The following is a 26,869-nucleotide window of genomic DNA, read 5'->3' on the forward strand; positions in this document are numbered from 1 at the left end:
TCCGTCTCGTGGGCTCGGAGATGTGTATAAGAGACAGTTATTATTATTATTATTATTATTATTATTATTATTCTCAAATCACTCTAAAGCCCTTTTCCTTTCTCCTTTATCACCAGAAAGGCTGAAAACCTTTTTCTCTCATTAACACACTATTTTCGTGAACTACTCCCAGCTAAAGCATAGGAACTTTCTCCCCTCTTTCTCATAAAAGCTCAATTCTCAATATCTACAACTGTTACTATATAATTACTATGTTATAATCATTCGGTTCGTTTACTACAAACTCCTCTTACTAGAAAGGTGAAACTAAAGATGCTTGAAGTCTACTGTGATTCGTCTTATAATGAAAGTGAAGACTCCTACCTCGGTTGCGTGGTGTTACGGGATGGCGGGCAGATCCACCAGTCAACAACTAAAGTCCCGGGTCATCCTCAGAATAATCTTGACTGTGAACTTGCAGCCCTCAATTTTGCCATATCCCTTGTCAGGATTTTTTCAAAAGGCGATGCCGAAATAATTGTTTATAATGATTCTACTGAAGCCGTAAGAGCTTTTCAGGGAAGGGCGCAGGAAGTAGAAAAGGAGTTTTCAGGGTCCAGAGTTAGCTTTGAATATATTCCCCGCGAGAAAACGAACCAGGCAGCTGCAGACAGCCTGTCTAAAAAGTTTCCTGTTTTTTTCTCGAGTATATCCACGTCTGATGTGGAATCTTTTTCGAGGCGTGAAGACGTTCTTTCAGATATTGCCCGGAATGGACGTAACGTTTTTTATCTGGAAAAAGTTCCGGAAATGTCCACAAACAAAAAAACCTGCTACAGGCTGATAGTCCGCACAATTGAAAAGATCCTTTCCGATGACCTTGTTTATCCGGTAAAAAAAGGAGGTCCTGGCACTCAGGTAAAGGCTGCGGAAGAGATTCGAAAAGACCTTTCAAACCCTGAGGTCCTTTCTTCCCTGAAATCAAAGGGAGTAAGGCTTGAAAACTCCTATTTCCTGCTCACGGACGAAACCTGGGGGCTTCGGGGTACGGACAGTCAGGCTTACTCAATTCTGCCTTCTTCCATCCCCCATAAGATAATATGTGATGAAGTAGACAGGTCGCCTCAAAACCTCTTCAGAAGAGCAGAACGTTTCAGGTAATTTCCCGGAATCTAACAGGCCACTGCTTAAATTCCCTCTTTAAGGGACCAAATGCCGGTGTTGAAGATGTTAAAGTATCCAGTTTATAATGTTATCCAACCCTTAAACCCAACTTAAACCCTGAGAATTCATGAAACCCATAGATTACAAGATACAGCTTTTGCTAACAGTTTTCGTCAGCTCTCTACTCCTTGGAAACCTTCTCGGGAGCAAGCTAATTGAGATATTCGGGGTCGTAACCTCGGTAGGTTTTTTCGCATATCCGGTTACTTTCCTTATTACGGACATGGTAGAAGAAGTTAAAGGAAGGGAAGTGACAAAGGTTTTCTTACATGCAGGTTTTCTTTCACTCTGTATTGCATCCATTTTCGTGTTCATAAGTACTGGTCTGGCACCATCTCATTTGTACCCGAATAATGAGGCTTATAATAGCGTTTTTTCAAATTCCATGAGAGTTATACTGGCAAGCATGATCGCTTTTGTTATAAGCCAGCACCATGACCTGTGGGCCTTTAATTTCTGGAAGCAGAAGACAAATGGCAGGTATCTCTGGCTCAGAAACAATCTTTCAACAATTGTTTCCCAGCTGCTCGACTCCATCGTTTTCACGTTTATTGCTTTCTATCATGTAACTCCCGAACTGGGGGTAGTTTCAGTTTTTTATATGATTTTGCCTGTCTGGATCCTTAAAGTGATGTTTGCTCTCCTTGATACCCCCTTTGTATATCTTGGAGTCCGGTGGCTTGCTTCTGGAAACATAAACGATGTCCCCTATCCCGGGGAAAGCGGGGAAGCAGGTCCGGTTAAAGGTTAAAACAGGTGCAGTTCCTGAAATCAGGTCCTATCCGGGAGTGGATCGGGAATCTTTTTTAGGGACTTACATACCAATGCTTATGGGCATCTCCGTCCTATACATTAACGGGGGTGCTAATTACGGTAGAACATTCTGAGACCGAAATACGGCAGGTTAAGGCTGAAATCCCGAGTAATGCGAAAAGTTCAGAAACCGATTTCGAAAGAAAGGCTGAAGAGCAGGGGAAATCAGGTGCAGAGGCTGGTACTCAATACACAGGAGTTCCCTCCGAAGACTTCTGTATCTCCTGCCTGAAGATGCCTGAAGAACAGCGTAATGCCATTATTCTGGAAATCCAGCAGGTAGCTGAAAGGATTCTGAAAGCCCATGGAGTTATCAAAGAACCTGAAGACCTTCTAAAGGGGGAATGGTTTCTCAAACTTCAGAAACCGGGGTTTGAAAAGAAACTGGTTCTTGCAAAGTCCGGTGAAGAGGTCTTTATAGGTTTTTATATCTATCCGGAAGAGGCTCCTGTGCCTGATCCTAACTTTGTTTTACTTTCTCAATACGGACTCTGGTACCCGCAAAGAATAGAGGAAAAATTTGAAGAAACTGTCGCCTCTTTCTTTACGGGAGCTTATGGGGACTACGATTTCCTCAATATTGTCCCTGAAAACGTTGTAATATTCCAGACCTTTCAGCGTGATTTTGCAAAAATGCTTGAAGATCAGGGCTGGGCTGGGCCGGATGTGGAGGTAGTTGATAAAATTATGCCGAAAGATTAAGTTTCTGCGAACTGCCCCCCTCCCGAATCCCTTCGCCTGAAGGCCCAGAGGTTTGAGGAAGGGGTCTTCCCGCCTTAGACAGATAAAATCTACCTGATTCAGAGAGTTAACTTTTTTCTTGTTAAACTCATTCCTGGATTAATTTTTCTTTTATGTCCCTCAGTTTTGACTCTTTGTTTTTCCCACAGAATATTTAAATATTGAAAGCATACGCAGTTTCAGGTACATACTCAGTGATATTACTTGCTTTTACCTTGTGGCTTTTATATTAATCGCTTTTCAGAAGGTCTTTTATGTTTTCGATAAATTCCGATTGCATCTTATCAAAAAAATCAGAAGATATCCCTCCTTTCTATGTGATGGAAGTACTGGAAAGTGCCAAGGCTCTGGAAGCTCAGGGCAGGCATATAATCCATCTTGAGGTCGGAGAGCCTGATTTCCCTACTGCTCCCCATATCTGCGAGGCTGCCTGTGCTGCGATTGGTAGGGGATTTACAAAGTACACTCACAGCCAGGGACTCCCTGCTCTCAGAGAGGCAATAGTTGAGTCTTATCATCAGAAGTTTGGAGTTGACCTGGACCCGAATCAGGTTATTGTTACTTCCGGGACAAGCCCTGGTCTCCTGATTGTTTTCATGGCTCTGCTTGAAAAGAGGGATGAAGTAATTATGTCGAACCCTCACTACGCCTGCTATCCAAATTTCGTAAAGTATCTGGGCGGGACCCCTGTTTTTGTCTATACGAGTGAGACAAACGGCTTTGTCCTTGAACCCGAAACAGTAAGGCAGTGCCTGAGTCCGAATACCAAAGCCATCCTCATTAACAGTCCTTCAAATCCCGGAGGGCATGTTATGTCTCCTGAAAGTTTGCAGGGCCTTGCCGCAATAGCAGATGAAAAAGGAATTCCTATCGTTTCGGACGAAATCTACCAGGGCCTGATCTACAGCGGAGAAGAACACAGCATCCTGGAATATACGAAAAATGCCTTTGTCCTTAACGGCTTTTCCAAACTTTATGCAATGACCGGCTGGAGACTTGGCTATATTATCTGCCCCCCTGATTGTATCCGCGCGATTCAGAAAATTCACCAGAATTTCTTTATCTGCGCTAACTCCTTTGTCCAGGAGGCAGGCATTGCAGCCCTGAAAGGTCCCCAGGAACACGTTACTGAGATGGTCCAGACCTACAATATACGTCGCCAGTACATGCTTAAAAGGCTTCTCGGCATGGGCCTTGAAGTGCGCAAAGAGCCAATGGGGGCTTTTTATGTCCTCGCTGATGCCCGCAAGTTCTGCAGTGATTCTCTTAAATTGAGCCGCAGGATTCTCAATGAGGCAGGTGTGGCAGTAACTCCCGGCATAGACTTCGGAAACGGGGCAGAAGGCTACCTGCGTTTTTCCTACGCTAACAGTCTTGAAAACATTGCAGAAGGCATGGACCGTCTGGAGGCTTTTCTGGAAAAAGAATTTGAAGGTGAAGGATGAAGGTGAAGGATGAAGGTGAAGGATGAAGGTGAAGGATGAAGGGTGAAGGATGAAAACTTCCAGAATCCGTAAGCAGTCAGCTTCTGCCTATCAATTATTCTAATTAATTATTCTAATCAATTTTTCTAATCAACCTCCCTGATAATCATTTTTAATCAGACTTTCTTTTTCTTTTTTACTGTGTATTCAAAATTTTGTTCCGTAAAATTTTCCAGTTCTACCAGATCATCAGGAACTGATGATTTCTCTTGCAGTTTTTCATCTCTTTTCCCTGATCCCCTCTGAAACTTTTCGAGTGCCCTGCCGCCTGCCGAAACTTTTCTCGGGAATTTAAACTTTAACTTTTCGGGGTTTCTTTTTATAATAATACCTGCAGCCAGCAGAACAAGGGTTGCAGTAAAGTAGGTAAAGAGATTGAGGTGGAGTTTTTCCTCCATCACAGGTGCTGTCTCTCCGGAGGCATTGATCTCTTTTGAAACCGTGCTGTATCCGGTCTTCTTTATAGCCAGTTTATGCTGCCCTTCGCCTGCATGAAATACGACCGGAGTTATTCCTTTGTACTTCCCGTCAAGGTAGACATTTGCTCCGGAGGGGCTTGAAGAAATGCTGTATACCCTCTCGTTTACACGGAGCTTTTTTGAGATTGAGGCAGTTTTCCCGGCTTTAACAAGCACCCGTTCAAAGACATCTTCATACCCTTCCTGCGTTAGCACCACTTCATAAAAACCAGGCGGTACTTTCTCTATGAGAGCCGGGGTTTTTCCCACGAACTTTTCGTTTATATAAATCTCAGAGCCGTTTGGAATTGTTATGATTTCTATTTTCCCGAAATTCCCTTTTTCGGCTGCGGCTGGATTTTCAGCCTCTTCAGTCTCTTCAACTGTGGAATTGCCCTGCCCGGGGTCTGCGGTAGATATGTCCGCAAATACAGGGCTGACGGCTAAAGTAAGTATCAGGAAGGAAAATACTATGCAGGTCAGGATTTTCCTGAAGTCTTTCGGTTTAACCCCTCGTTTAAGATCAGGTTTAATTTTTATAAGGAATCCCTTCGTTTTGAATGATGGGTCTTTTTTTCAAGTAACTGATATTTATAACTCCTCATTCTCATTTCCGGGGGTGAACTGAATCCAAAAGAGGATATTATCAAAAAAGAGGTCTATATCGAGTATCGATGCTGGAATTAGAAAGTAATCATACAAAGATGAGAATGTTTTCCTGAAAATCGAAATTAAAGAAAATTAAAGAAAATTAAAGAAAATTAAAGAAAATTAAAGAAAATAATAAAGGTGGGGCTGGTGAGATTCGAACTCACGATCGACGGGTATCTCCGAACAACTGCTTTCACAGTTTTTCTGGTGAGCATCTATCAGTGCTCCAACGGTTCCTCATTGTCCTGCCCCGTCGGGAAAGACTCGGTAGACCCGTTGTTCATCATTTATCCGCTGGAGCCCATCGCCATGCCGGGCTAGGCCACAGCCCCTTAATGAAAGGTTAACAAGGATACTGACATATCCTTTCTCTTTTAAATAGTTAACGGCAAGAAACATGGTTTTTGAGAACATATTTCTATTTCTTCCTCAGTACATAAACAGAAAATAGATTATTCCTGCAAGGATTGCGAGCACAAATATCGCAAATGATACGTAACCAAGCAGGCGAACTGCGAAGTCATATGCACTTACCTCACCTGTCCATTTGCCTGTTCTGCGGCGATCGAAGTATTTCATCAATTTCTTGTTTAATTTCAAAAAATTCAGGGCTCCCTTTTAAATTTTGTTCTATATCAGGGGTTTTGCAAATAAAGTTGTTTATCTGAATCCCTGAGGTTTCGGGAAGTATAATTGCATAAAAGCCAAAGAATCAAAGGAACGCGGGAATCGAATTCCTTATTTGCTTGATGCCCTTATGAAAACGAAAGAATGTTAATAATGGCTTCAATCTGTTTTTAAAGCCATGTTAGCAAAAAAGTAAATGGAGAGCTTTTTTCTTATCTGTTAGCTCTCGATGGATTTCGCTGACCGTCTGAAATGTTGTTGTCTTAATCGGTTTTTAGTCTATTTTGTTGAATTTGGATGCAGGTGCCCCACAGATTGGACAGTTCCCTTCAGGTTCACCTTCCATAGTATGTCCGCAGACTCCGCAGACGTAATAATCAACCTCTTTATTATTCCCTATTTCTTCCAGGGCTTTTTCATATAGTCTGGCATGAACCTTTTCTACTTTATTTGCCACTTCAAAGCTCCAGAGAGCCCTGTTGTCCCCTTCTGTTTTTGCTTCCTCTATAAAAGTGGGGTACATTGTTTCAAATTCGTATGTTTCGCCGTTAACGGCCTCTTTCAGGTTATCCATTGTAGTTCCAATCCCGCCCATACGCTGGAGGTGATTGAAAGCATGGACTGTTTCCGCAGCAGCAGCGGCTCTAAAGAGTTTGGCTATCTGATGATACCCTTCCTCGTCTGCTTTCTTCGCAAAGGCCAGGTATGTCCTGTTCGCCATTGATTCGCCAGTAAATGCAGCCTTAAGGTTGTCTTTGGAACTCATGCATATCTCCCCTTAATTTGAAATCTTTTTTTCACCCTATTTACTGGGGGCATATCTATTATTCTTAACGCCCATAAGAACAGTGAGCTTCGCTCACTAAAGTGGACTAAAGGAGTGAATTACAAGAATTTCTTCCCCATACAACGTCATTCGTTGTATTGTGTCTTTTTCACGCTCGACGCAGGAGAGCGGTCTTTCCAACAAAAAAGAAGAGAAGGAAGAAAATAATAGCAAGAAATTAAAAGTGACATAAAAATGTAAATATTAATAGTGTTAGAAAAACCCGGTACTCACTTCTTTTTTTGTAGGGCTGCAGGCAAGCTGGAGGAAGCGTTTATACCTACATTCTTGAAAATGGTTCCTGAGTTAGGAAATTATTTATTCTGGCTGGCAGGCCGGCTCAGGCTCCGTGCAGCACAGGGGGAGAAAACTGACCGATTTCCTCGGGGGTTCCGGAAAGGATTAACAAATTAATCAGGCAACACCTGTTTTTTTAAAAAGAGGTTTTAATAAGGTTTTAATAAGAGGGTTACGCCCAGGGCAGGATTCGAACCTGCGCTCTCCCAAAGAAGAAACGGTTTTCGAGACCGTCGCCCTACCGCTAGACTACCTGGGCATTTTGCTTTAAGAACGTTTTAGGTTAGCTTAAACGTTAGCTTAATGTAACGTTAACTTAAATGTAATGTCAGCTTAAATGTTAAACGTTAACTTAAACGTTGGATGGATTTTAAATAATGAGGACGTTTCCGGGCAGTACCCGACGTTTTTGGTGCAGAGTTAAGTGAATAGACTTTCTATCTTATATATTTTATTCTCAGCGGGCTTCCGGATTTTAAAAATCAAAAAGTGATCTCTGACCTGCAGGTTTTTCCGGACTCTCTTTCTCTGGCCATTCTGTTCCCACTCCTGCTGTCTTTTCTTCCTCAGTTTCGACTGTTTCTACGGATCTTTTTCTCGCAAGGTCAGAAAATGAAATCTGAGTTCTGGACTTTCCGATCTCTCTTTTTGTTATTTTTGAGGTTTTTTTCTTTTCCTCGGCACCTTTTTCGGCACGTTCTGGTTTTTCTGCTTTCAGGTGGCCGGGCAGTTCGAGCCAGCCGTACTGGCCACCTCCGCCGGGGTGGATTATAACATCGCCCTTCCTGAAGGCGAGAATTGCGTTTACTATCCTGTCATCCACTATTTTCAGGGCTTCCGGTTCTGCATAGATAAGGGCTTCAACCTCGTTTCCGAAATGCCCGACAATGGTCTCCCAGGCAGTCTTTACGCCTTTTGTCTGGACGCTTGCGTGGCCGAGTGACATCTGTATGATCTCTGCAAGAGGGATCAGGTGAAGATAAGGAGGTCGGTGATCAGGATGCTCGGGTTTTTCAAAATCCGCAAGTTCGTTGACCCGGTCAGCCACTCCTTTTTTTATAATGCCTCTGCATATCGGACAGCGCCATCTTCTAGCTTCGGCTTCCGGCAGCGGATACTGAGTAAAGCACTTGACGCAGGCAGACCGGTTGTACTTTCCTTCTTCAGGGAAAAAACCGACGTTCAGAGTAGCTCCGTATCCCTGCTTCCTGAGAATTGCTTTCTTGATGCCTTCAAAAGTAATGTCAGGAACATTGAACTGAGTAAATTCCCTTGCCAGTTTGTTGGTAGAAGGGGAATGGGCATCAGAGTTTGTAAGGAAGGTCAGTCGGTGCAGTTCTTCAATCCTGTCTGCGTAATTACTGTCTGCACTCAGGCCAAGTTCAACAAAAGAGACATATTCTGTCATATCCCCATAGCAGCTTTCCAGGCTGTCATGGTAGCCATAAAGAGCAGTCCATGGTGTGAAAGCATGACAGGGGCCTATAAGAGCTCCAAGATCTTTTGCAATCTCTGCAATTTCACAGCCATCCAGCTTAACTGATGGGCGCCCATCTGCTTCAAGGTTTCCGAAAGGGGCAATTCTTTCTGCCAGCTCTTCGGCTTTTGAAATAGAAGGTAAAATCAGGAGGTGGTGTACCCGGTCGATATCCTCGACCTCGGTAGTGGGTATAAAAAATATATTTCCTATTCGGATTTCTTCGTCTGAAATAGCTGCTTTTTTTATCTCTTCCAGCCACTTCGGATGAGTGCAGTCCCCTGTACCGATAAGCTCCATCCCTTTTCTCGAAGCTTCACTAGCAATTGTGGGTAGTTCCATCTTCCCCGAACACGCCATCGAGTACTTTGAGTGGAGATGGAGGTCTGCATTGACTTTCATTTCCGAACCTTTCGCCAGAATCGTTTTTAACTTTCAGGTTCCTTAACTATGTATTTCTCTATCCGGATTCTCTATCCGCGTATTCTCTACCTGGAACTTCCCTATCTATGTATTTATCCTATGTAGCGCAGGTCTTCTTCCGTGGGTTTAACTTCTGGGAAGTTCTGCTGCTCTTCTTTTTCTTTCAACTTTTCGAGGATACTTTCCATTTCCTCTGCTTTTTTCTTAAGGGAGTCTGTGTTTACCTCGATCCCGAACATATTACACAGCACCTTCAAAAGAGACTGGGCACTTTTGGGATCCATCAGGTATCCTGGCGTCATTCCCATAAGACAAGCAGCATCTATGCCCCTCATCCTGCTGAAAGCCACAAGCAGACCGGATGCTCCTACGATTCCCCCGCTTGGCTCCGATTCCCTGAACTCGACCCCGAATTTTTTAATCTCTTCGATCAATTCCGTGCTGTTGGCAACCCCAAGGACTGTCTCTTCATAGGTGAGTTTGCCTGTAGGGTAGCCCCCGAGGGTGTATATTCTGGGTACTTTAAGTTCCTCTGCAATGTCCAGATAAAGAGAGCAGAGTTCGTAATGTCCCTGTGAAGTAGTGCTCTGGTGGTCCCCTACAAGAAATAGAACGTCAGTTTCGTTTACTTTCCCGTGGTATATGGTGTTGCTTACCGGACGGACAGTACAATCTTTATTGATAAGGACCTGGGGTGGAAAATGCGGAGAATAAACCTCCATAATCTTTTCAGCCTCAAGTTCATCTACCAGATGCTCTGCCACCAGCTTGCCAACAAGCCCTACTCCCGGAAGTCCTACTACCAGTATGGGGTTTTTGAGCTCAAGTTTTTCTTTCAGGCGGACAAGTGTACTTTGCTGCATAAAAATCCCTTATCCTTTCTTTGCCAGTCTTCGGTACTTGCCATAAGGGTCCTTAGGAGAAAAGCGAGCCGGGATCGCGGGTAAGACTTCTCCCCCGCAAGCCGGGCATTTTTCCCTTAAAGTGTACCTGCCGCAATTTTTGCATTTGCGGATCTTTTGTCCCAAAGGTTATCACGCCTTTGCTGATTCGATATGCCGTTTGAAAATCCCATGTCCGCCAAGTTTTGCAATAGTGTCTACTGCAGTCTGAGCGGATTTTTTAAGGACTGATTCGGCTTTCTTATAGTCAGGAGCTATTACCTTGATTCTATATCTCGGAGCCCCTGTGTAACTTACTTCGAGCTTGATATCTTCCCCATCAACATCACTGATGGAATTTGCAGCATTAAGGGCCTGTTTTATGACCTCTATGCCATTTGGAAGATTGCAGGTCAGATCCACATACCCTGCGATATCCACGAAGGGCAGTTTGATATTTTCTCCTGCGATTTTGATTATGCTCTGTAAGTATTTTTTGTTGACTTTGAGCCCTTTAAAGGCGCTTTCCCCTTCAACAGCTGCTTCTTCGAAGGCGGCGTATGCACTTCCAAACTCTTCTACAAGTTTTTCATGCAGAGCCTGCAGGCCAATTTCATCGCCCTCGCTCTCGGTCTCTTCTGCCACGAACTGGAGCCACTTGGTGGCTTTCTGCTCATTCTTCCAATCCTGGATCTTAGCCCGCCGCTGGTGCTCATTTACGTCTTTCAATGAAAGGTCGATGTGGCCTCGGGAAGGGTCCACGTTCAGAACCTTGCAGACAATCTTCTGCCCTTCCCTTACGTAGTCCCTGACGTACTTGACCCAGCCTGCTTTAATTTCGGAGATATGGATGAAACCTTCCCTTCCTCCGAATTCTTCAAGCTCGACGTAGGCTCCGAAATCAGTTACATTCTTCACCGTACAGACAACAAATTCTCCGATTTCAGGCCAGTTATCGTTTCCCATTCGTACCACTTCTCAATTTTTGTTCTCTAAATTATTCTATACTCTATTCCTGTTAAGTGCTTTCCCTGATACGGTTATTCAAGTACTTCCAGGATGTGAGTGGTAATTGTTGATTTTCCACCGGTTGGTTCGGCAAGGGTCCTTCCACAGACTACGCAGGTAATTTTACGGCTTGCGCTTCCGAATATGATCTGTTCGTTTTCGCAGTCGTTGCACTTTACGCGCAGGAACCTGCTTTTTGGTCGCTGGGTGTAGTCTATCATTTTATCTTACTCCTTGAACTCGAACTTCTTTGCCCTGAAACAGGGTCTCTGGTGGGCTTTCTTACATACGGTGCAGCGGTATCTGAGCCAGATGCGCTTTGTTGGCTTGTCGCCACCGGGCACCTTTGAGAACTTTCCGCTGTTTCCTATGCCTTGCTGTCTTTTCTTTTGCCTTGCAATGTGAGTCATTGATGAAGCTTGGCCCTTCTTGACCCTCTCTGCTACGTGTTCTTGGTGGGTCTTACAGAACGGGCAGTAAGTTCTGAACCTCTTTGGAATTTTCATTCTTTACACCTTTTTGATGATTATTGGTATTTTGTGCATATTCCGGCTTTTGCGGAAAAGCACTGTTAAATATACTTATTGAATATACGTATGGCGTTACGTATGGCGTTTAATTCCTGGGAATCTATTAATTTGGGAAGCGTTAATTGATAAGTTTGAAATCGTCTGAACCTCTTTTGTTTCGATATCCTGAGTGACGGTCTCCTATTGAAGACGAGGTCAGAGCACGCTAACAAGGTTAAGCTACACAGATATAGCTACACATATATATACTAATACTATTGCCTGAAGTGCTTTTCCTTCATAAGGCATGAATCCTTTGTTTACAGGGTCTCTGATATGCCTGTCCACAACTGTTTTTCTGGCTAAAATAAGCTGCATGTCTCAAGGAATCAGTTCTTTTCGGAATTCTTTTCTCCGGAGCCTTTCTCTCCGACAGCAATCAGTTTTGCTGCTTTCCGCTTTATCAACCCTGTTGCATTCAGTTGCGGCAAAACAACCACATTTTCGGCATTGACCGTATAGTTCCGGCCGTCCGCCCCTGTGAAGGTAGGCAGGTCCTTCAGTATTCGGACAACAACATATTCTTCGTTTATATTGTTTTTGCCCGACTCTGTCCCTGTGTTCTTCCCTTCGGCAGTCACAGTTATTCCCCTGCCTGTTTTTGCGTCTACAATAACCGCGGCAGATGCCTGTCTTGCATCCCCTGTCCCGGGCCAGACCGGAATCTTCCCTGAATCTGGATAAAGAATGGGGCCTAAAAGCTCTACTTTTGCAGCTTCTATTCCCTGAAGCACAAGATCATAAAGCATTTTCTCTGCAGGAAGCAGCTTTTCGAGATCCTTTGAAATAGGTTTATCAGCGTTAGACTGGATCGTTGCCCGGGTAATGACCTTCCCTATCCTTTTCATAAAGATAGTCTCAAGGTCCGAAAGCGCTCTTTCATGCTCGTCATTAAGCATCTTTGATTCCGGAGAACGGGGATTATTAATCTTCCCTATCTCTTTCTCAAGCTCCCGGATGTATTTTTCAGCTTCCTGATAAAAATCAGCCTGAATCGTTTTCAATGTCTGGTTTTTTTCCTTATACAGTGTTTGGCTGATTTTTTCTATGTCCATACTCCGCAACACCTCTACAAATTAGATATACGGCTGCATACTCCGGAACTTCCTGTATGCCTTCTTCTATTCTTAAATCCTTGCCCTTCAGCTGTACTGAGAAAGGCTTTGAAACGGTTATTTTTGTTGGTTTGTCGCTGAAGATAACTGCATCATTGAGCGGATCAAACCTTTCCAGCTCGGAAAAAGCAAGCTTCTTAACCAGCATCCCGGACCCGCCGTGCAGGGACCCGGGTACGCGGATCAGGCGTTTGATGTCGGCAGTCACCGGTTCATCAACACTGGCTCCGAACCTGTTAAGGAAATCCTCAACTGATTCCTGCATAAAATATGCGGCAATCTCCTTAAAATTTCTTACGTCAAAGTCCAGCCTTCCTCTCTCCAGAATGTCCTTTAAGCCATTTTCGCTGTTCGTAATATTAATCAGCTTTTTTATTGTGGCATCCCCTACCTTCTCATGCTTGCGGAGTTCGGGAAACATATCTTTCTTGTACTTTTTTTCACACTCAGTCTTCATGTAGTCCGTAAGATAAAGCGCAATCCTCTTACCCCACCCGGAATCGTATCCAACAAGCGTGCACTTCATAGGCACGTTCTTAATCCCTTTAAATGCCTTTGAGCCTGTCCCGAAATCCCCATCCATTGCAACCTCCTTGAAAAAGTGCTTGAAATCAATGTCCCTTCCGCTCACATAATTCACGATTTCCCTTCTCTCTGAACTCCCGAGCTTCAGAACTTTCGGATTCGTAACGTGTAAATGATATCCCCTTCCTCCGGAAAAGACCAGCTCCATTTCCTGTTCTGAAACTCCAAAATCGTCTAACAGAAAATCTATGAGCTTAAGAGTCTCTTTCTTCACAAGCTCAAGCATATCAGCATAATTATTCGGGGCATTTGGCAGGTGGTCTGCATCAAGGTCAAAGATCAGTTCTGCCCCGAGCCAGTTTTTCTCATTCATCTTCTTTGCATCAGGGTATTCGTAGTAAGCCGTAGAATTGTAAACATGCGCAGGAACCATGCCGTAAAGGTAATCAAGAGCCTCTCCCGGAGAACCGAAAGACTTGTGCCGATGCATCATTTTTTCCGGCATATCATCGTAGAAGATGAAAGCCCATTCTCTATTAGGCAGGTGGTCAGGAAGAACTATTTCAGCGGTTTTATAATAGTTCTGAAAACAGGATTTCAAATAACGGGTGGTTCGGTGGTCCATGGTTTTTGGGAATTTGGGTTTTGAATCTTTTAGTTTGATTTTAGGTTTGGGGTTTCCTAAGATAGATTAACTCATATTTTACTTTTGTTTATATGAGTTTTTTTAAAACAGTTTTTTTATCCTCAATTTGTGTCCAGGTCAGAGGCTTCAAAGCCTGCTGGAAAACCACCAGTTCAGGATCGCAGAAATAAACATCATTCCTGGAAGGAAAATCGGGACTTTAACAGGAACAACTGATTATTCGGATTTCCCGGTTCACTTGAATATAGAGCCGATTCGAATATAGAGTCGATTCGAATATAGAGTCGATTCGAATATAGAGTAGGTTCAAAGTAAATATTGTCAGCGGAAAGGACTCATTATAGGTTAAACTGGGATGGGATTTGCTCAGAAAGAAAAAGAGCTCATATACAATGGAAATAAATTGACTAAGAAATCCGGAAATGAATTTCCTGTTAATATATATAATATCTAATTGTTCCTGTCAATGCCCGTGAAAAACCAGAATAACTATCGAAACTGACACCGAAATAAGAACTTTTGGGGGGAAGATCTTATGGGAAGCAAAAGTAACCTTAAAAATCACATTAACGCAGTTCTATGCCATCTGAAAAGGGGAGAAATTGAAGACTCATATGTTGTTGAAGACTCATATGTTGTTGAAGACTCATATGTCGTGGCAAAGTCTGGATACTCAGAAACTCCTGCAACCTTTGCCAGCTCCTCTACTGGTATGGAATTTGTACTGGTCCCTCCCGGGGAATTTGATATGGGTTCACCTTCTGAAGAGAAAGACAGAGCAGATTCCGAATCCCCTGTCCATAAAGTAACAATTAAAATCCCTTTTTACATGGGTAGATCTTCGGTCACGCAAAGACAATGGAAAATGATAATGGGAAATAACCCTTCCCACTTCAAGGGTGAAGACCGACCAGTTGAGATGGTTTCCTGGAATGAGGTCCAGGAATTTGTTAAAAAACTGAATGCAACAGAAAGTACCGATAAGTACCGTTTACCTTCAGAAGCCGAATGGGAATACACCTGTAGGGCCGGTACACAAACAGGGTATTCTTTTGGTAACGATGAGTCAAAGCTTAAAGAGTATGCATGGTACGCTGAGAACTCAGGTCGTAAAACTCACTCAATTGGCCGGAAAAAACCGAATTCCTGGGGTCTTTACGACATGCATGGGAATGTCTGGGAATGGGTTCAGGATAAATGGCACGAAAACTACAAAGATTCTCCTTCAGGTGGATGTGTATGGGAAGCTGGAAATGGCTTCGATCGTGTCTCTCGTGGGGGCAGCTGGTACTGCAATATAGGGTTCTGCCGTTCGGCTGGCCGCTTCAGACGCGACCCTGAGAGTCGTTTCGGAAATCTTGGTTTTCGTCTTTTGAAGGAACTGTAACTTCATCTCTCTTTTTTCCTTGAGGGGGGCTGCACCGAAGATTCGAGACAAGATATGTTTAATACAGAATTTCCGTTTGCTCCGGTTCCAATATATCTTTTCTTCTTCCAATGTCTTTCTCAAAATTCCTGCAACGACTGCCGCCAACAATAAGTCCGCTTGAGCGTAGCGAAACGGACCGCGCACTGCAGAGCCGCAACTCTGCACAGGAAACCTTATACATGAATCCTCTATTATATCCACTTCATGAAACAGGATATGTCAAGTGCCGACGTTGCTGCAGTTGTTGCCGAGCTGTCAGGGGGTTCGAAGTCCATTCTTGATGCGAAGATCGGGAAGATCTACCAGCCTGCAAGTGGGGAAATCCGCATCAACCTTTACGTTTTTCATCAGGGTAGGGATAACCTGTTTATTGAGGCTGGGAAGCGTATCCATTTAAGTAAACACTTCAGGGAAAGCCCCACACTTCCTCAGGCTTTTCCCATGCTCCTCCGAAAGTACCTGGCGGGGGGCAGGATCGTATCCGTGGAGCAGCACGACTTTGACAGGATCGTGAAGATCGGGATTGAGAGGGGAGGGATCAGAAACACCCTCATTGTGGAGCTGTTCGCTCGGGGAAACGTCCTGATTGTGGATTCCGAAAACAAGATTATCCTGCCAATGAACCCCGTGACTATGAAGGACCGCAGGCTGAGGAGTGGGGAGATTTATGAGCTTCCGGAGGCACAGTTGAGCCCTGTGGAGGCTAAGGTTTCGGACCTTATGGATGCGTTTTCGAAATCGACGGCCGATATTGTCCGGACCATTGCTACAAGATTCAACCTTGGGGGAGTCCTGGCAGAAGAAGCCTGTGCGCGTGCAGGAATTGATAAGGCTAAACCTGCAAAAGAAGCCATTGTAGAGGATGCTGAAAGGCTCCACGATGCGCTGCAGGACCTCTTTTCCCCGCTGTTCAGGGGCAGGACTGCAGGTAAAGGCGAGATAAAGGCTGAGCCAGAAACAGGTGCCGAAACTGCAACTGGAATTGAAACTGAAACTGGAGTTGAAACTGAAACCGGAGTTGAAACTGAATCAGAGGTTGAAATCGAATCCGGTAATGAAATAGAAGTTATAACTCAAGCAGAAAGTGAAACTCAGGTTCCGGGGCTCAGACCTCAGCATATAAAGAAGGAAATCAACGGGAAGATCGAAACCTTCGATGTGATGCCTTTTGACCTCACCCGCTATTCTGAATACGAAAAGGAATATTTTGATTCATTTAATACGGCACTTGACGAGTTTTTCGGGAAAAAGTCGCTGGAACAGGTTGCAGAGGTAAAGGAAGCCGAAAAGAAGGAGAAAACCCTTGGCGTTTACGAAAGGCGGCTTCTCCAGCAGGAAGAGAGCCTTGCAAAGTTCGAAAAAGAAATTGAGAAAAATAACCTTCTTGCAGAGATAGTTTACGCCAATTACCAGATTATCGAAGAGCTTTTTTCAGTACTCAACGGCGCAAGGGCAAAGGGCTATTCCTGGGATGAAATCCGTTCCATCCTGAAACAGGCCAAAAAGGCCATGCCTGCTGCACAAATGATTACAAATATTGATCAGAAGACCGGGACTGTAACTGTTGAGCTTGATGGCAAGAGCGTCAACCTTGATATCCGGAAGACCGTGCCCCAGAACGCCCAGGAATATTACGAGAAGGTCAAAAAGTTTACTAAAAAGAGGGAAGGGGCTCTCAAAGCCATTGAGGATACCAGAAAGGCTATGGCGAAAAAGGCTGCGGCAAAGGCTGCAAAGGCCGGGAGGAAGCTGCAGGCGTCCCGGAAAAAGCACTGGTACGACCGTTTCAGGTGGTTTGTATCCTCAGACGGTTTCCTGGTTGTAGGAGGCAGGGATGCCGACACTAACGAGGAAGTTTTCAAAAAATACATGGAAAAAAGAGATATCGTCTTCCATACACAGACCCCCGGTGCTCCTCTGACAGTTATTAAAACCGGAGGAGAGGAGGTTCCGGAATCTACTCTTCAGGAAGTTGCACAGTTTGCAGTTTCTTATTCGAGCCTCTGGAAAGCCGGGCAGTTCAGTGGGGACTGCTACTGGATTAAAGCTGAACAGGTAACAAAGACTCCGGAGTCCGGAGAGTACCTGAAAAAGGGGGCATTTGTTATCCGTGGAGAGCGCAATTACTTCAAAGATGTACCTCTTGGAGTTGCAGTCGGGCTTGAGCTGAAAGGCGAGACAAGGGTCATAGGCGGGCCTGCTTCTGCAGTCCGGAAGCATGGGGACTATATCCTTGAACTTACTCCGGGCAAATTCAATCAGAATGATATCTCGAAAAAAATCTACCGGATTTATGCGGACAAGCTCGGTGACCCTCGCTTTGTAAAGCAGATCGCATCCCCTGACCTGGTAGCTATGATGATCCCTGCCGGGGAGTCAAACCTCAGGACCCAGAAACCAGATAGAAAAGGGCAGGGAATCGAGCCTGAAGGAGAAGAATACGGGACTTCCGAACTAGAGGCCGAATCCGAGGGCTATGAGGAAGAAACTGAAGATGAATTCGGAGCCGAATCCGGAGAAGATATTGAAGTGGAAATTGAAACGGAGTCCGGAGATGGGAGCGAAGAGGGAAGTGAAGAGGAAACTGAAATGCATGGAGTGACAAAGGTATGAGGGTTACGAACCGTTCTCTTAAAGGCAGGGAAGGGGAAATTGCCGTAACAGCCGAAACCCTCGACGATCTCTGGCATCTGAAATACATCATTGAAAAAGGCGATATGGTCTTTGCCCTTACCAAAAGGAAAGCTGATTCTGCAAGCGACAAACTTCGTCCGGAAAAAGTCGAGAAAGTAAAGGTCCGGCTCGGGATCAGGGTTGAGGAAATGGAATTCCATAAATTCGCAAACAGGCTGCGAATACACGGGCCGATAGAGCAGGGGATGGACACCGGCTCCTATCACACTCTTAATGTCGAAATAGGGACAAATATTTCCATTGTCAAGGAGCACTGGAAAAATGACCAGCTCCAGCGCATCCAGGACGCCGAAGAGGCCGGAAAACGCCCTAAAGTTGTTCTTGTAGCAGTCGAAGAGGGCGATGCGGACATTGGTTTTGTGCGCCACTACGGAATTGAGATCTACTCCCATATCCGGCAGTCATCCGGGAAGCGAGAGACCGGGCTCAGGAATGAGTTTTTCAGGGAACTTGTTGAACAGCTCAGGCATGCGGTTCCCGAAGACGCCTCTATAGTGATTGCAGGCCCCGGGTTTACCAAAGAAGATTTCCTGAAATATTTCCATGATGTCGAGCCTGATATGGCTTCAAAGGCGCTGACTGAAGACACTTCAATGATCGGGATGTCCGGCTTTCAGGAAGTGCTCCGCAGAGGAGCTGTGGACCGAATCATGCAGGAGTCCCGTATAGCCCGGGAATCCTCTCTCATGGAAGACCTCATCAGGGAGATCTCAATGGACGGTAAAGCCGCTTATGGTTTTGCGGATGTTAAAAATGCTCTTGGATACGGGGCTGTCGAAACCCTGCTCATTGCTGACGAAACCCTGCGTGAAGGGCGGGAAAAAGGGGAAGATATCGACAAACTCCTTATGGAGGTTGAGCAGGCGCAGGGAAAGGTTGTTGTATTCAGCACGACCTTTGAGCCCGGGGAAAAGCTTCACAAACTGGGAGGAATTGCAGCTCTGCTCCGCTTCAGAGTAAGGGGCTGAGCCGATACTGAATCGGTGGTTGCAACTCTTTAACTCTTCATACCTATTTGCTTAATTTTTTACCCCTCTTCTTAATTTTGCTTTTGCTTTTTTATTTTTTATTATTAATGCCTTATATCCTCGGTTTCCTGACAAACTGAAGCTATTCATTTTCTTTTTTTGTTTTTATTTCCTATTTAGTATTATTTTTCTTTTTTTCAATTCAAATTAGTAAAATTTATTAACTACCCAGCTTTATTTGTTGTTACGTTCTGTATTATTTATAACAATATTTGCTTATAGTTTCTTTTTATGTATGGTTCAATTTATAAATTTCAATGAAAACGAGTGATGATATTCATGAATCGTGGTATCCAAAAAGCTTTGTCTTCACTTTTGATTGCGTTTGTAATCTGTTTGCTGGCCCCTCCTTTAGGCTTTGCAGCCCCGGCTATCTGCGGGCTTTCTCTTGACACCAATGCGACCTCATCTGATGGTTTTTGTTGGGATGCAGCTACTTTTGGAGGCTTTAACTATCCTGTAAACAAACACAAGGATTTTGTGGCTTCTGAGAACTGGTGGGGAGAACGCTTGCAATACATCGAAAAAGATGGCCAGAACGAACTTGGAAAAAACAACCCTGGAAACCATGTTATAGGTGAAGGAGAGCTTGTGTATTCTACAAGGCAGTTCTCCAGTAAATATGAACTTGTTTCCGACCTTGGGCTTGATGCCGGGACAACTCCTGCAGAACTTGGAGGAATGTTTTACTATAAGTTACCCTGGTTTGGAAAACCGTATGTTACCGTTGAAAATGATGCTCGACAGCTTGCAAATATAGTAATCAGCCAGAATAGTGATGATAAAAAAGAGCTGAAAGCCGGTGAGTCCTGGGATCTTGGGAAAGGCTACTCTCTTACTGTGAACCAGGTTGATGTAGAGGGTAATAAGGTCTGGTTTTCCCTATCTAAAAACGGAGAAGAACTCGAGTCCGGGATTGTGGAAGCAGACGGGACTGTAGAAAACCAGACGTTTACCGCAACTGCTGACTTTGGAGACGGAAAAGACCAGCTTTACTTCATCACCTACGTGGACTCCATTTTCGTAAGCTCATCGGATTCCTTCGCTGTCTTTAAGTATACATGGCTCATTGACAAAGATGACACGATACTCATTGAAAACGGAGATGAATTCCAGGGGTTTGAGGTCAAAGAAGCTTCCAAAGACGGGCTCGTTCTTACGAATTCAGAGTCAATCGTCCTTAACCTTGATAAGGACAAAAAGACTTATTTTACCGATTCCTGGTATTTCCAGACTTCAGATGAGGGAAAGGGAAGCACCTCTCCTGCCGGATACATTATTTTTCCTGCCAAAGAACTGAGCAATCCCGGAAATTACACTCTAAGAGGTTTACCTCTTGACACAAATGAGGCATCATCTGATGATTTTTACTGGAACGCGACCACTTTTGTTGGCTTTGTCTATCCCATAAATAAGCACAAAGACTTTGTAGCTTCTGAAAACTGGTGGGGGGAACGCCTGCAGTACGTCGAAACAGATGGTCAGAACGAACTTGGAAAAAACAACCCCGGAAACCATGTTATAGGTGAAGGAGAGCTTGTGTATTCTACAAGGCAGTTTTCCAACAAATATGTACTTGTTTCCGAACTGGGGCTTGATGCCGGTACAACTCCTGCAGAACTTGGTGGAATGTTTTACTATAAGCTTGCCTGGTTCGGAAAACAATATGTTCCTATTGAAAACGATGCCAGACAGCTTGCAAACCTTGTTATCAGCCAGAGCGGTGATACTAAAAAAGAGCTGAAAGCCGGTGAGTCCTGGGATCTTGGGAAAGGCTATTCTCTGACTGTGAACCAGGTTGATGTAGAGGGTAATAAGGTCTGGTTTTCCCTATCTAAAAACGGAGAGGAACTCGAGTCCGGGATTGTGGAAGCAGACGGGACTGTAGAAAATCAGACGTTTACCGCAACTGCTGACTTTGGAGACGGAAAAGATCAGCTCTACTTCATTACCTATGTGGACTCCATTTTTGTGAGTACCGCTGATTCCTTTGCAGTCTTCAGATATACCTGGTTAATCGACAGAGACAACCCTGTGATTATTGAAAATGGGGATGAATTCCAGGGTTTTGAAGTAAAGGAGACCTCGGAAAATGGCATTGTCCTCAAAAATTCAAAGTCAATTACCCTGAACCTTGATAAGGATAAAAAGACTTATTTTACCGACTCATGGTATTTCCAGACCTCTGATAAGGGAAAGGGCAGTACCTCTCCTGCCGGATACATTATTTTCCCTGCAATGGATGTGGTTATTGAAGCCGAAACCGTCTCTGAATCCGCAGATAATCTTACAGAAGAAACCAACGTAACAGATGTGGTTCCGGGTTCAAACGAGTCTGAAAAAATCTCGTCTGATTACAGGGCAGCTCCTTCATCTTCTTCCGAAATAGCATTTGAGGGCTCTGAAGATAAAAATAGCTACCCTGAGGAAGGAGCCGCAGAGGAAGCCCCCGTAAAACTTCCAGGCTTTGGAATTATCTCCGGGATTCTCGGTGTTATGATATGTCTGGCTCTTAGAAGAAAGAGTTAATCTGTTATCTTCGACGAGGAATGTAATAGAGGATTATTTTCTAATAGAGGGTCATCTCCATAGAGTGAAATCATCTCCATAGAGTGAAATCATTTCTGTAGAGTGAAGTCATCTCCATAGAGTGAAATCATTTCTGTAGAGAGCTGTCTCTCTCAATCTCTTTTTTCCTCTCTTTTTTCAGATAAGGAGAAGGGCAATAAATCCGCTTAAAAATATTCCATCAAAGGTCCCTGCCCCTCCTATGCTTGCAACAGGGGCTCCGAGATTCTTGATTTTTCCCAGATTAAACAGATCAGCTCCTATAAGGGTCCCAAGCACTCCTCCTGTATAAGCAATAATGACACGGCACGTCTCCGCAGGGCAGCCAGGGACATGGATAGCCGAAGTAAGCAGGATTGCAGTAAGGGCAGCTGTCAGGGGCGGGACCAGGGCCGGAGTTGCAATTCCTATTCCCCGAATTGGCTTCGCTACGGAATAAGTTATGGCTGCAACAACTGCTATGCCAATTCCTGCAAGATGGATGGAAGAAGGGAATTGTGTAAGAAGATAGGTGGAAATCAGGATCGGGATAACTGCTCCTCCTACATTGATGGCAAGTACCGTTTCATTTTTAACCATCTGCCGGATAGGAATCCTGTAGGAAACCCCAAAGACCTTTACATAATTCTCCTTGACAACCGGAATCTCAGACCTCAGAGTTGTCAGTGGGATATTGATTCCGCTTCCAAGGAGGGATAGGAACAGGATTAAGAGTGCGTCTTCTGCGGAAAATCCTATTTTCATAAAGGTAGAGACAATAATTCCCAGAAACAGAGACCCAAGCCCAAAGATCAGAATGAGAATCAAAAGGAAAAGGAATTTCAGGCTGAAAGGCATGTAGAAGATCTGCCTGCTCATGGAATTACTCTCTGTTCTCCGGTTTTCTGCATATTAAGAGATATGTATATTCTCTTTATTAATGAGTATCCATTCTTCATTCGAGTTTCCATACCTGCACCGGAGGGCTCTAATAAACAGGCAGTTAATTAACAGGTAGTTAAAAACAGGCAGTTAATTAACAGGTAGTTAATTAACAGGCAGCTAAACATTTTCCCTGCATTCCAGGTCAGATGTATCTGGTAGCAGGCTGTAAGGATTCTATGCAGATGGTTTCTTTTGCATCTTTGTATACTCTGAGGACTCCGCCTGACTCTGATACTGTAACTGAGATTGCTACCGTATCCCTGCTGATGGCGGCTGCTGAGACATGCCGTCCTCCCAGTCCTTTATCAATATCAATATTTTTTCCATCCACGTCAAGGTATCGTCCTGCTGCATGGATAATGCCCGTTTCATCTATCACAAAAACTCCGTCAAGCTGGGCAAATTCCTTTATGGATTCCCAGTTTTTTTTGTCAAGGACGTTTCTGTGGATTTCCTCATGGCCTGCATAAGGGTTAAGGATTATCTGATGAGAGCGTTTCAGGACTTCTTCGGAATCGCCTACAATAAAAGCAGCTCCTATTTTTTTTCCTTCCCTGCCTGTGAGAGCGATATCAAAAGCAATCTTCAGAACTGCATTCATGACTTCAGGCCTGACCCTCTCTTCACATTCTTTCATTGCTTTTATCAGAGGGTTTTCATCGAGGCTATGGACTATAATAGAGCTGGAACCGCGAGTTTCGACAACACCAACAACAATCCCGCCTTTGGGCCCCTCAAGCACGTACTCTATGGCTGCGGCATGCTGCAGGTGGTCAAAGTTACCCGAAGCTTCCCGGTTGAGCTGGTCGCTGAGTTCTTTTACAGGACTTTTTCCTTCTTTGCCGGTTGCTACGAGGTGATCTATTATGCTTTTCGGGCGCATGGAGATATAATAAACCGGAACTCCTCCGGTCTCGATCCCCTCAAAGCTCAGATCTCCTGAGACCATAATTGCGGCAGCATCAAGTTTCTGGGAAATACGGGCTGCCGCCTCTGCAATTATACGTGCTCTGTCCATGTCGTCCACCCCTTTTTATTTTTATGCAACTATATTTGCAGTCCTGCTTCTTTGCTCTGAGGTTAGTTTATATTCTGCTGTTTGATTTTGAAGTTAATTATTATTTCTTCGAGCTAATATCATTTCCATAGGTTCACATTAGTTCTCAGAGTTAACATTACCGGTAATTGAATATGTAACAGGTTTGTTTACCGTGTAGTGTTGTAATATTTGATATATTATAATTGTTCTGTGATTGCTCCTATTTTTTCTCTTTTCTGTTATTTTTCTCCTCAATTCTCGCTGTTCCTTTTTCTCACCTTTTTTAACTGTAGTCAGGATTCCTGGAAACGTCATCCTGAATTCGTTTTTTTCTGAGCGGTAAAGTGACAGAAACATTTTTCTGGTTATTTCTTCTAATTTATATTGGTGAAAACTTTGATCAGGACATTTATAGCAGTGGAACTGGATCCGAGTTTCAGGGAAAAAATCCTCCATATCCAGGAGAGATTTTCCGATTTTGACCTTAAGTTTGTTAACCCTGAAATAGTTCACATAACTCTGAAGTTCATCGGTGATATTGAAGAAACAATGGTCAAACCCCTGGCTGAGGCTCTTGATTCTCTTACTTGTGAGCCTTTCGAAGCACAGATTGAAGGCATCGGGGTTTTCCCAAAGCCTTCTAATCCTAAAGTCCTGTGGCTGGGAGCAACAGGAAACTTCGAGACTCTTCATGATGATGTGGAAACCGCCCTGAAACCTTTTAAGTTCAAAGAAGACGGGAGGGCATTTACTGCTCATGCTACCCTTGCCAGGGTAAAATTCCTGAATAAAGATCAAAAAAATGCTTTTGCAGATGCCCTTAAAGAGTTAAAAGATACAAAAATTGGCAGCATGCAGGTAAATAAAGTGCTTCTGAAGAAAAGCACTCTAACCCCTGAAGGTCCCATTTATGAGGTCCTGCATACTGTATACCTGGACTGACAGGTCTTCTTGCTCTGGACTCTAGAAGTCCTCCATACCCTGATCAGTTCCTTCTGTGTGTCTTAACTACAACGTCTCACACTGATCTGACTTTAGCTATAGCCTTCTGCTTCATATTCTTTGAATCCGCTTGAGTACACAAGCCTGCGGTCTTCGGTTATTATAAGGCATTCAACGCCTTCGAGATTTTCTATCATCTCAAGCCCTTCTTCTTCTCCCATCACGAAGACTGCAGTTGCAAAAGCATCGGCGTCAATAGCGTTTCTGGCAATTACCGTGCTGCTAATAAGGCTTTCAGAAGAATATCCTGTTCTCGGGTCCGAGATGTGTGACACTCTTGCCGACTCGTTAAAGTAACGTTCATAGTTTCCGCTTGTTGCTACTGCAATATCGCGAGCTTCAATTGCAGTAACATATTGTTCGCTTCTGTCAGGGTTCTGAAGGCCTACCATCCAGGAAGTGCCATCTGGCTTCTGACCGATGTATCTCCCGTCTCCTCCCGCGTTGACAAAAGCGTTTTCAATCCCGTTTTCCTTCAAAGACTCGATTGCTTTATCAACTGCGTAGCCCTTTGCAATCCCTCCCAGGGCTACTTTCATCCCGGGGCTCAGACTTGCATTCCCATTTTCGGTGCTTATTTCCGAGTAGTTTACGAGTTTGAGAGTTTCGTTCAGTTCATCTGAAGTTGGGGGTTCCTGTGATCCTTCAGGGAGGAATTTACTCTTCCAGAGGTCAAGTACTGGCTGGATGGTAATATCAAAGGCTCCTCCGCTTTTCTCTGAATAGTACTTTGACTGGTCCAGTACGTAGATAAAAGCAGGGTCAGCATTTTCAACTTCTCCTCTGGTATTCAGGATATTAAGCTGACTATCTTCTTTTGAAGGGCTCATAAGGGCGTCAATTCTGTATATTTCACTAAAGGCGTCCTCTATTGCCTTCGAAGCTTCGCTGTCATTAGAAGCGTATACAGCTACCGTAACTGTAGTGTCCATAGTGCTTCTTGTCTGTTGAAACTCCTTAAGTTCTCTATCCTCTTCAGGTTCAGACTGCACGCAGCCTGATACTAATATGGATATAATCAGTAAAAACGCAAATAGTGTTTTGTATTTTGAATCCATGCTCTATCAATTTTTCCTTCTTGTTTTTTAATTTTAGGTTATTTTATTATTCTATCCAGATGTTTATTTTTCGAGAAAGAAGGGAGAAAGCTCCTATACTTTAGCCTGGAGATGAATCCCTTTAAATATCCCCACATTCTTTTCGCTATCCATTATCATTATCTTCAAACCCTATCATAATGTACTGAAATCCTATGCGATAACCAAGCACAGGATAACAGAATATTTCGTATTAAATAATTTTTCACCTCTGGGACAGAGGGTAGGGCCTGTGGACTTGTGGAGTTTGCTCCGAGGTAGGAAGCATAAATCCCTTGTAAGGATGGGCGGAAACGCCGGCCTGTGGACTTGTGGAGGTTGCTCCGAGGTAGGACGCGGGAAGCCCGTTAAATCTTTAGATTTAGCGGGTAGTTCACTAGATCGAGGTAAAATTGAAATTGAAGGTGAAATTTTATTTTTATTCACATTTTTATTGCTTTTTTATTTCCAACGGTTTTCATTTATTTTTAAACTCTTTCTTCTTATTATATTTGTTGGTTTTTATTTGTTGTCCATTTTTTTGATATGAGCTCTTTTATGTAATTTTCTTTACGTCTTTCTTTATTTCTTTCGTTGTGTTCTATCATTGCTGCATTTATTCCCTGTTCTGTGCGGGACGTTCTATAGTTATTCACTTTGATTTACTGGTTATTCACTTTGATTTGTTGGTTGATTCATGATTAATGGTTATTGAATAATTAATTATTGATTACCCTGACCACTTTTACAGGTTTTATATATTTTTTATGTTATTATATCTCACAGGCTTTTTTCTTTTCTTTGAAGGTTTAATAGGATTCTTTTCACCAGTTGGCTTTTGTAGATTCCCTTCCTGATTTTAATGTATAATCATGTATATTTTCTTTGGAAAACTATATATATTAAAAAAGTGTAATTTTTAAATTCTATTACAGACATTTTATATATTTAATTAATATACGTCGCGTACTATATATTAAGTATATATTTTTATTACTTTATTAATGTCTGTACAATTCCCTCAAACTTATTTCGAAAGAAATAAGTATTACCTCACGCAAACATTTTTCGTTGAAGTGGAATTTAGCTTTGTTTTTCGGAGTAAAATGGCTATCTAAAGCAAGGAAAGGAAAAAGCCGGTGATCAAAAAGCCTTCAGGGGAACCAAATCTGCCAAAAAGAGCTAGGCTAGCCGTTCATGCCAGTTCCTTCTCGCTTCAGTTTTCCGTTAATTATTTCCTTTTGTGTTTCTGGATTATGCCACTGGAGGCCTGGAAGTGACGGCAGTACACCCCTGGCCGTATACGATCCAGCCGTAAATTATCCTTCAATCTCATTCATTACTCAATATAAGCTTCAAGTTGTT

General features: G+C 43.6%; 23 protein-coding genes and 2 tRNA genes. 9 read left to right on the top strand and 16 right to left on the bottom strand.

The window, feature by feature from the left end; all coding sequences use genetic code 11:
* Positions 1-312: 312 nt before the first annotated feature.
* From EO95_RS15500 to EO95_RS15515, 4 genes are all read left to right on the top strand, one after another.
* Positions 313-1,140, top strand: a complete 828-nt coding sequence (locus EO95_RS15500) for a ribonuclease H family protein (RefSeq protein WP_048136221.1) — start codon at positions 313-315, stop codon at positions 1,138-1,140.
* Between the two features lie 130 nt (positions 1,141-1,270).
* On the top strand, positions 1,271-1,954 hold the full coding sequence (locus EO95_RS15505; protein ID WP_048136223.1) for a queuosine precursor transporter: 684 nt from the start codon (positions 1,271-1,273) through the stop codon (positions 1,952-1,954).
* A 110-nt stretch (positions 1,955-2,064) separates the two neighbouring features.
* Complete coding sequence (locus tag EO95_RS15510) at positions 2,065-2,718, top strand: hypothetical protein (RefSeq protein WP_048136225.1); 654 nt, start codon at positions 2,065-2,067, stop codon at positions 2,716-2,718.
* Positions 2,719-3,011: 293 nt separating this feature from the next.
* Positions 3,012-4,202: a pyridoxal phosphate-dependent aminotransferase gene (locus EO95_RS15515; protein WP_048136227.1), complete on the top strand. Its 1,191-nt coding sequence runs from the start codon at positions 3,012-3,014 to the stop codon at positions 4,200-4,202.
* Between the two features lie 155 nt (positions 4,203-4,357).
* Here EO95_RS15515 and EO95_RS15520 read toward each other — a convergent pair whose 3' ends face one another.
* The 13 genes from EO95_RS15520 to priS all read right to left on the bottom strand — a co-directional run bounded on the left by EO95_RS15520 (position 4,358) and on the right by priS (position 13,723).
* A complete protein-coding gene (locus EO95_RS15520) occupies positions 4,358-5,239 on the bottom strand; it encodes a PEGA domain-containing protein (RefSeq protein ID WP_327037175.1) in 882 nt (293 codons plus the stop codon).
* Positions 5,240-5,489: 250 nt separating this feature from the next.
* Positions 5,490-5,682 (bottom strand) — tRNA-Trp (locus EO95_RS17760).
* 97 nt (positions 5,683-5,779) lie between these two features.
* Positions 5,780-5,929: a hypothetical protein gene (locus EO95_RS17765; protein WP_156161268.1), complete on the bottom strand. Its 150-nt coding sequence runs from the start codon at positions 5,927-5,929 to the stop codon at positions 5,780-5,782.
* A gap of 322 nt (positions 5,930-6,251) precedes the next feature.
* Positions 6,252-6,743 (bottom strand): rubrerythrin family protein, encoded by a 492-nt coding sequence (locus EO95_RS15530; RefSeq protein ID WP_048136233.1) that lies wholly within the window; start codon positions 6,741-6,743, stop codon positions 6,252-6,254.
* A gap of 532 nt (positions 6,744-7,275) precedes the next feature.
* Positions 7,276-7,359, bottom strand: a tRNA-Ser gene (locus tag EO95_RS15535).
* Between the two features lie 216 nt (positions 7,360-7,575).
* Entirely contained in the window at positions 7,576-8,979 is a 1,404-nt protein-coding gene (locus EO95_RS15540) for a TIGR00375 family protein (protein ID WP_048136235.1), read from the bottom strand.
* Positions 8,980-9,092: 113 nt separating this feature from the next.
* Positions 9,093-9,863: a proteasome assembly chaperone family protein gene (locus EO95_RS15545; protein WP_048136237.1), complete on the bottom strand. Its 771-nt coding sequence runs from the start codon at positions 9,861-9,863 to the stop codon at positions 9,093-9,095.
* Positions 9,864-9,872: 9 nt separating this feature from the next.
* On the bottom strand, positions 9,873-10,028 hold the full coding sequence (locus EO95_RS17275; protein WP_082098461.1) for an RNA-protein complex protein Nop10: 156 nt from the start codon (positions 10,026-10,028) through the stop codon (positions 9,873-9,875).
* 6 nt (positions 10,029-10,034) lie between these two features.
* Positions 10,035-10,847 (bottom strand): translation initiation factor IF-2 subunit alpha, encoded by an 813-nt coding sequence (locus EO95_RS15550; RefSeq protein ID WP_048136239.1) that lies wholly within the window; start codon positions 10,845-10,847, stop codon positions 10,035-10,037.
* Between the two features lie 74 nt (positions 10,848-10,921).
* The gene (locus EO95_RS15555) at positions 10,922-11,110 is read right to left on the bottom strand and encodes a 30S ribosomal protein S27e (RefSeq protein WP_048124561.1); all 189 of its coding nucleotides are present in this window, start codon (positions 11,108-11,110) and stop codon (positions 10,922-10,924) included.
* A 6-nt stretch (positions 11,111-11,116) separates the two neighbouring features.
* Positions 11,117-11,395 (bottom strand): 50S ribosomal protein L44e, encoded by a 279-nt coding sequence (locus EO95_RS15560; protein ID WP_048136241.1) that lies wholly within the window; start codon positions 11,393-11,395, stop codon positions 11,117-11,119.
* 392 nt (positions 11,396-11,787) lie between these two features.
* Positions 11,788-12,513, bottom strand: coding sequence for a hypothetical protein (locus EO95_RS15565; protein WP_048136243.1), 726 nt, complete (start codon positions 12,511-12,513; stop codon positions 11,788-11,790).
* On the bottom strand, positions 12,479-13,723 hold the full coding sequence (gene priS, locus EO95_RS15570; protein ID WP_048136245.1) for a DNA primase catalytic subunit PriS: 1,245 nt from the start codon (positions 13,721-13,723) through the stop codon (positions 12,479-12,481). Before priS ends, EO95_RS15565 begins: the two co-directional genes overlap by 35 nt.
* A gap of 556 nt (positions 13,724-14,279) precedes the next feature.
* On the opposite strand from priS, the gene EO95_RS15575 reads away from it, so the two are divergent.
* The 4 genes from EO95_RS15575 (at position 14,280) to EO95_RS15590 (ending at position 21,424) form a co-directional block, all read left to right on the top strand.
* Entirely contained in the window at positions 14,280-15,131 is an 852-nt protein-coding gene (locus EO95_RS15575; protein WP_048136247.1) for a formylglycine-generating enzyme family protein, read from the top strand.
* Positions 15,132-15,377: 246 nt separating this feature from the next.
* Entirely contained in the window at positions 15,378-17,786 is a 2,409-nt protein-coding gene (gene rqcH / locus EO95_RS15580) for a ribosome rescue protein RqcH (RefSeq protein WP_048136249.1), read from the top strand.
* Complete coding sequence (locus EO95_RS15585; RefSeq protein WP_048136250.1) at positions 17,783-18,835, top strand: mRNA surveillance protein pelota; 1,053 nt, start codon at positions 17,783-17,785, stop codon at positions 18,833-18,835. The genes rqcH and EO95_RS15585 overlap by 4 nt, the downstream gene beginning before the upstream one ends.
* A gap of 339 nt (positions 18,836-19,174) precedes the next feature.
* Positions 19,175-21,424, top strand: a complete 2,250-nt coding sequence (locus EO95_RS15590; protein ID WP_048136316.1) for an S-layer protein domain-containing protein — start codon at positions 19,175-19,177, stop codon at positions 21,422-21,424.
* Between the two features lie 177 nt (positions 21,425-21,601).
* On the opposite strand, the gene EO95_RS15595 is transcribed toward EO95_RS15590, so the two are convergent.
* Together EO95_RS15595 and EO95_RS15600 are read right to left on the bottom strand one after the other, a co-directional pair.
* A complete protein-coding gene (locus EO95_RS15595; protein WP_048136252.1) occupies positions 21,602-22,321 on the bottom strand; it encodes a DUF1614 domain-containing protein in 720 nt (239 codons plus the stop codon).
* A gap of 208 nt (positions 22,322-22,529) precedes the next feature.
* Positions 22,530-23,405: a diadenylate cyclase gene (locus EO95_RS15600; RefSeq protein WP_048136253.1), complete on the bottom strand. Its 876-nt coding sequence runs from the start codon at positions 23,403-23,405 to the stop codon at positions 22,530-22,532.
* A gap of 417 nt (positions 23,406-23,822) precedes the next feature.
* On the opposite strand from EO95_RS15600, the gene thpR reads away from it, so the two are divergent.
* A complete protein-coding gene (gene thpR / locus EO95_RS15610) occupies positions 23,823-24,368 on the top strand; it encodes an RNA 2',3'-cyclic phosphodiesterase (RefSeq protein ID WP_048136258.1) in 546 nt (181 codons plus the stop codon).
* A gap of 92 nt (positions 24,369-24,460) precedes the next feature.
* Here thpR and EO95_RS15615 read toward each other — a convergent pair whose 3' ends face one another.
* Positions 24,461-25,420 carry an FAD:protein FMN transferase gene (locus EO95_RS15615; protein WP_327037174.1) on the bottom strand — a complete coding sequence of 320 codons (960 nt, stop codon included), beginning with the start codon at positions 25,418-25,420 and terminating at the stop codon, positions 24,461-24,463.
* Positions 25,421-26,869 lie beyond the last annotated feature (1,449 nt).

This window comes from Methanosarcina sp. 1.H.T.1A.1 (assembly GCF_000979295.1).
GTDB lineage: Archaea > Halobacteriota > Methanosarcinia > Methanosarcinales > Methanosarcinaceae > Methanosarcina.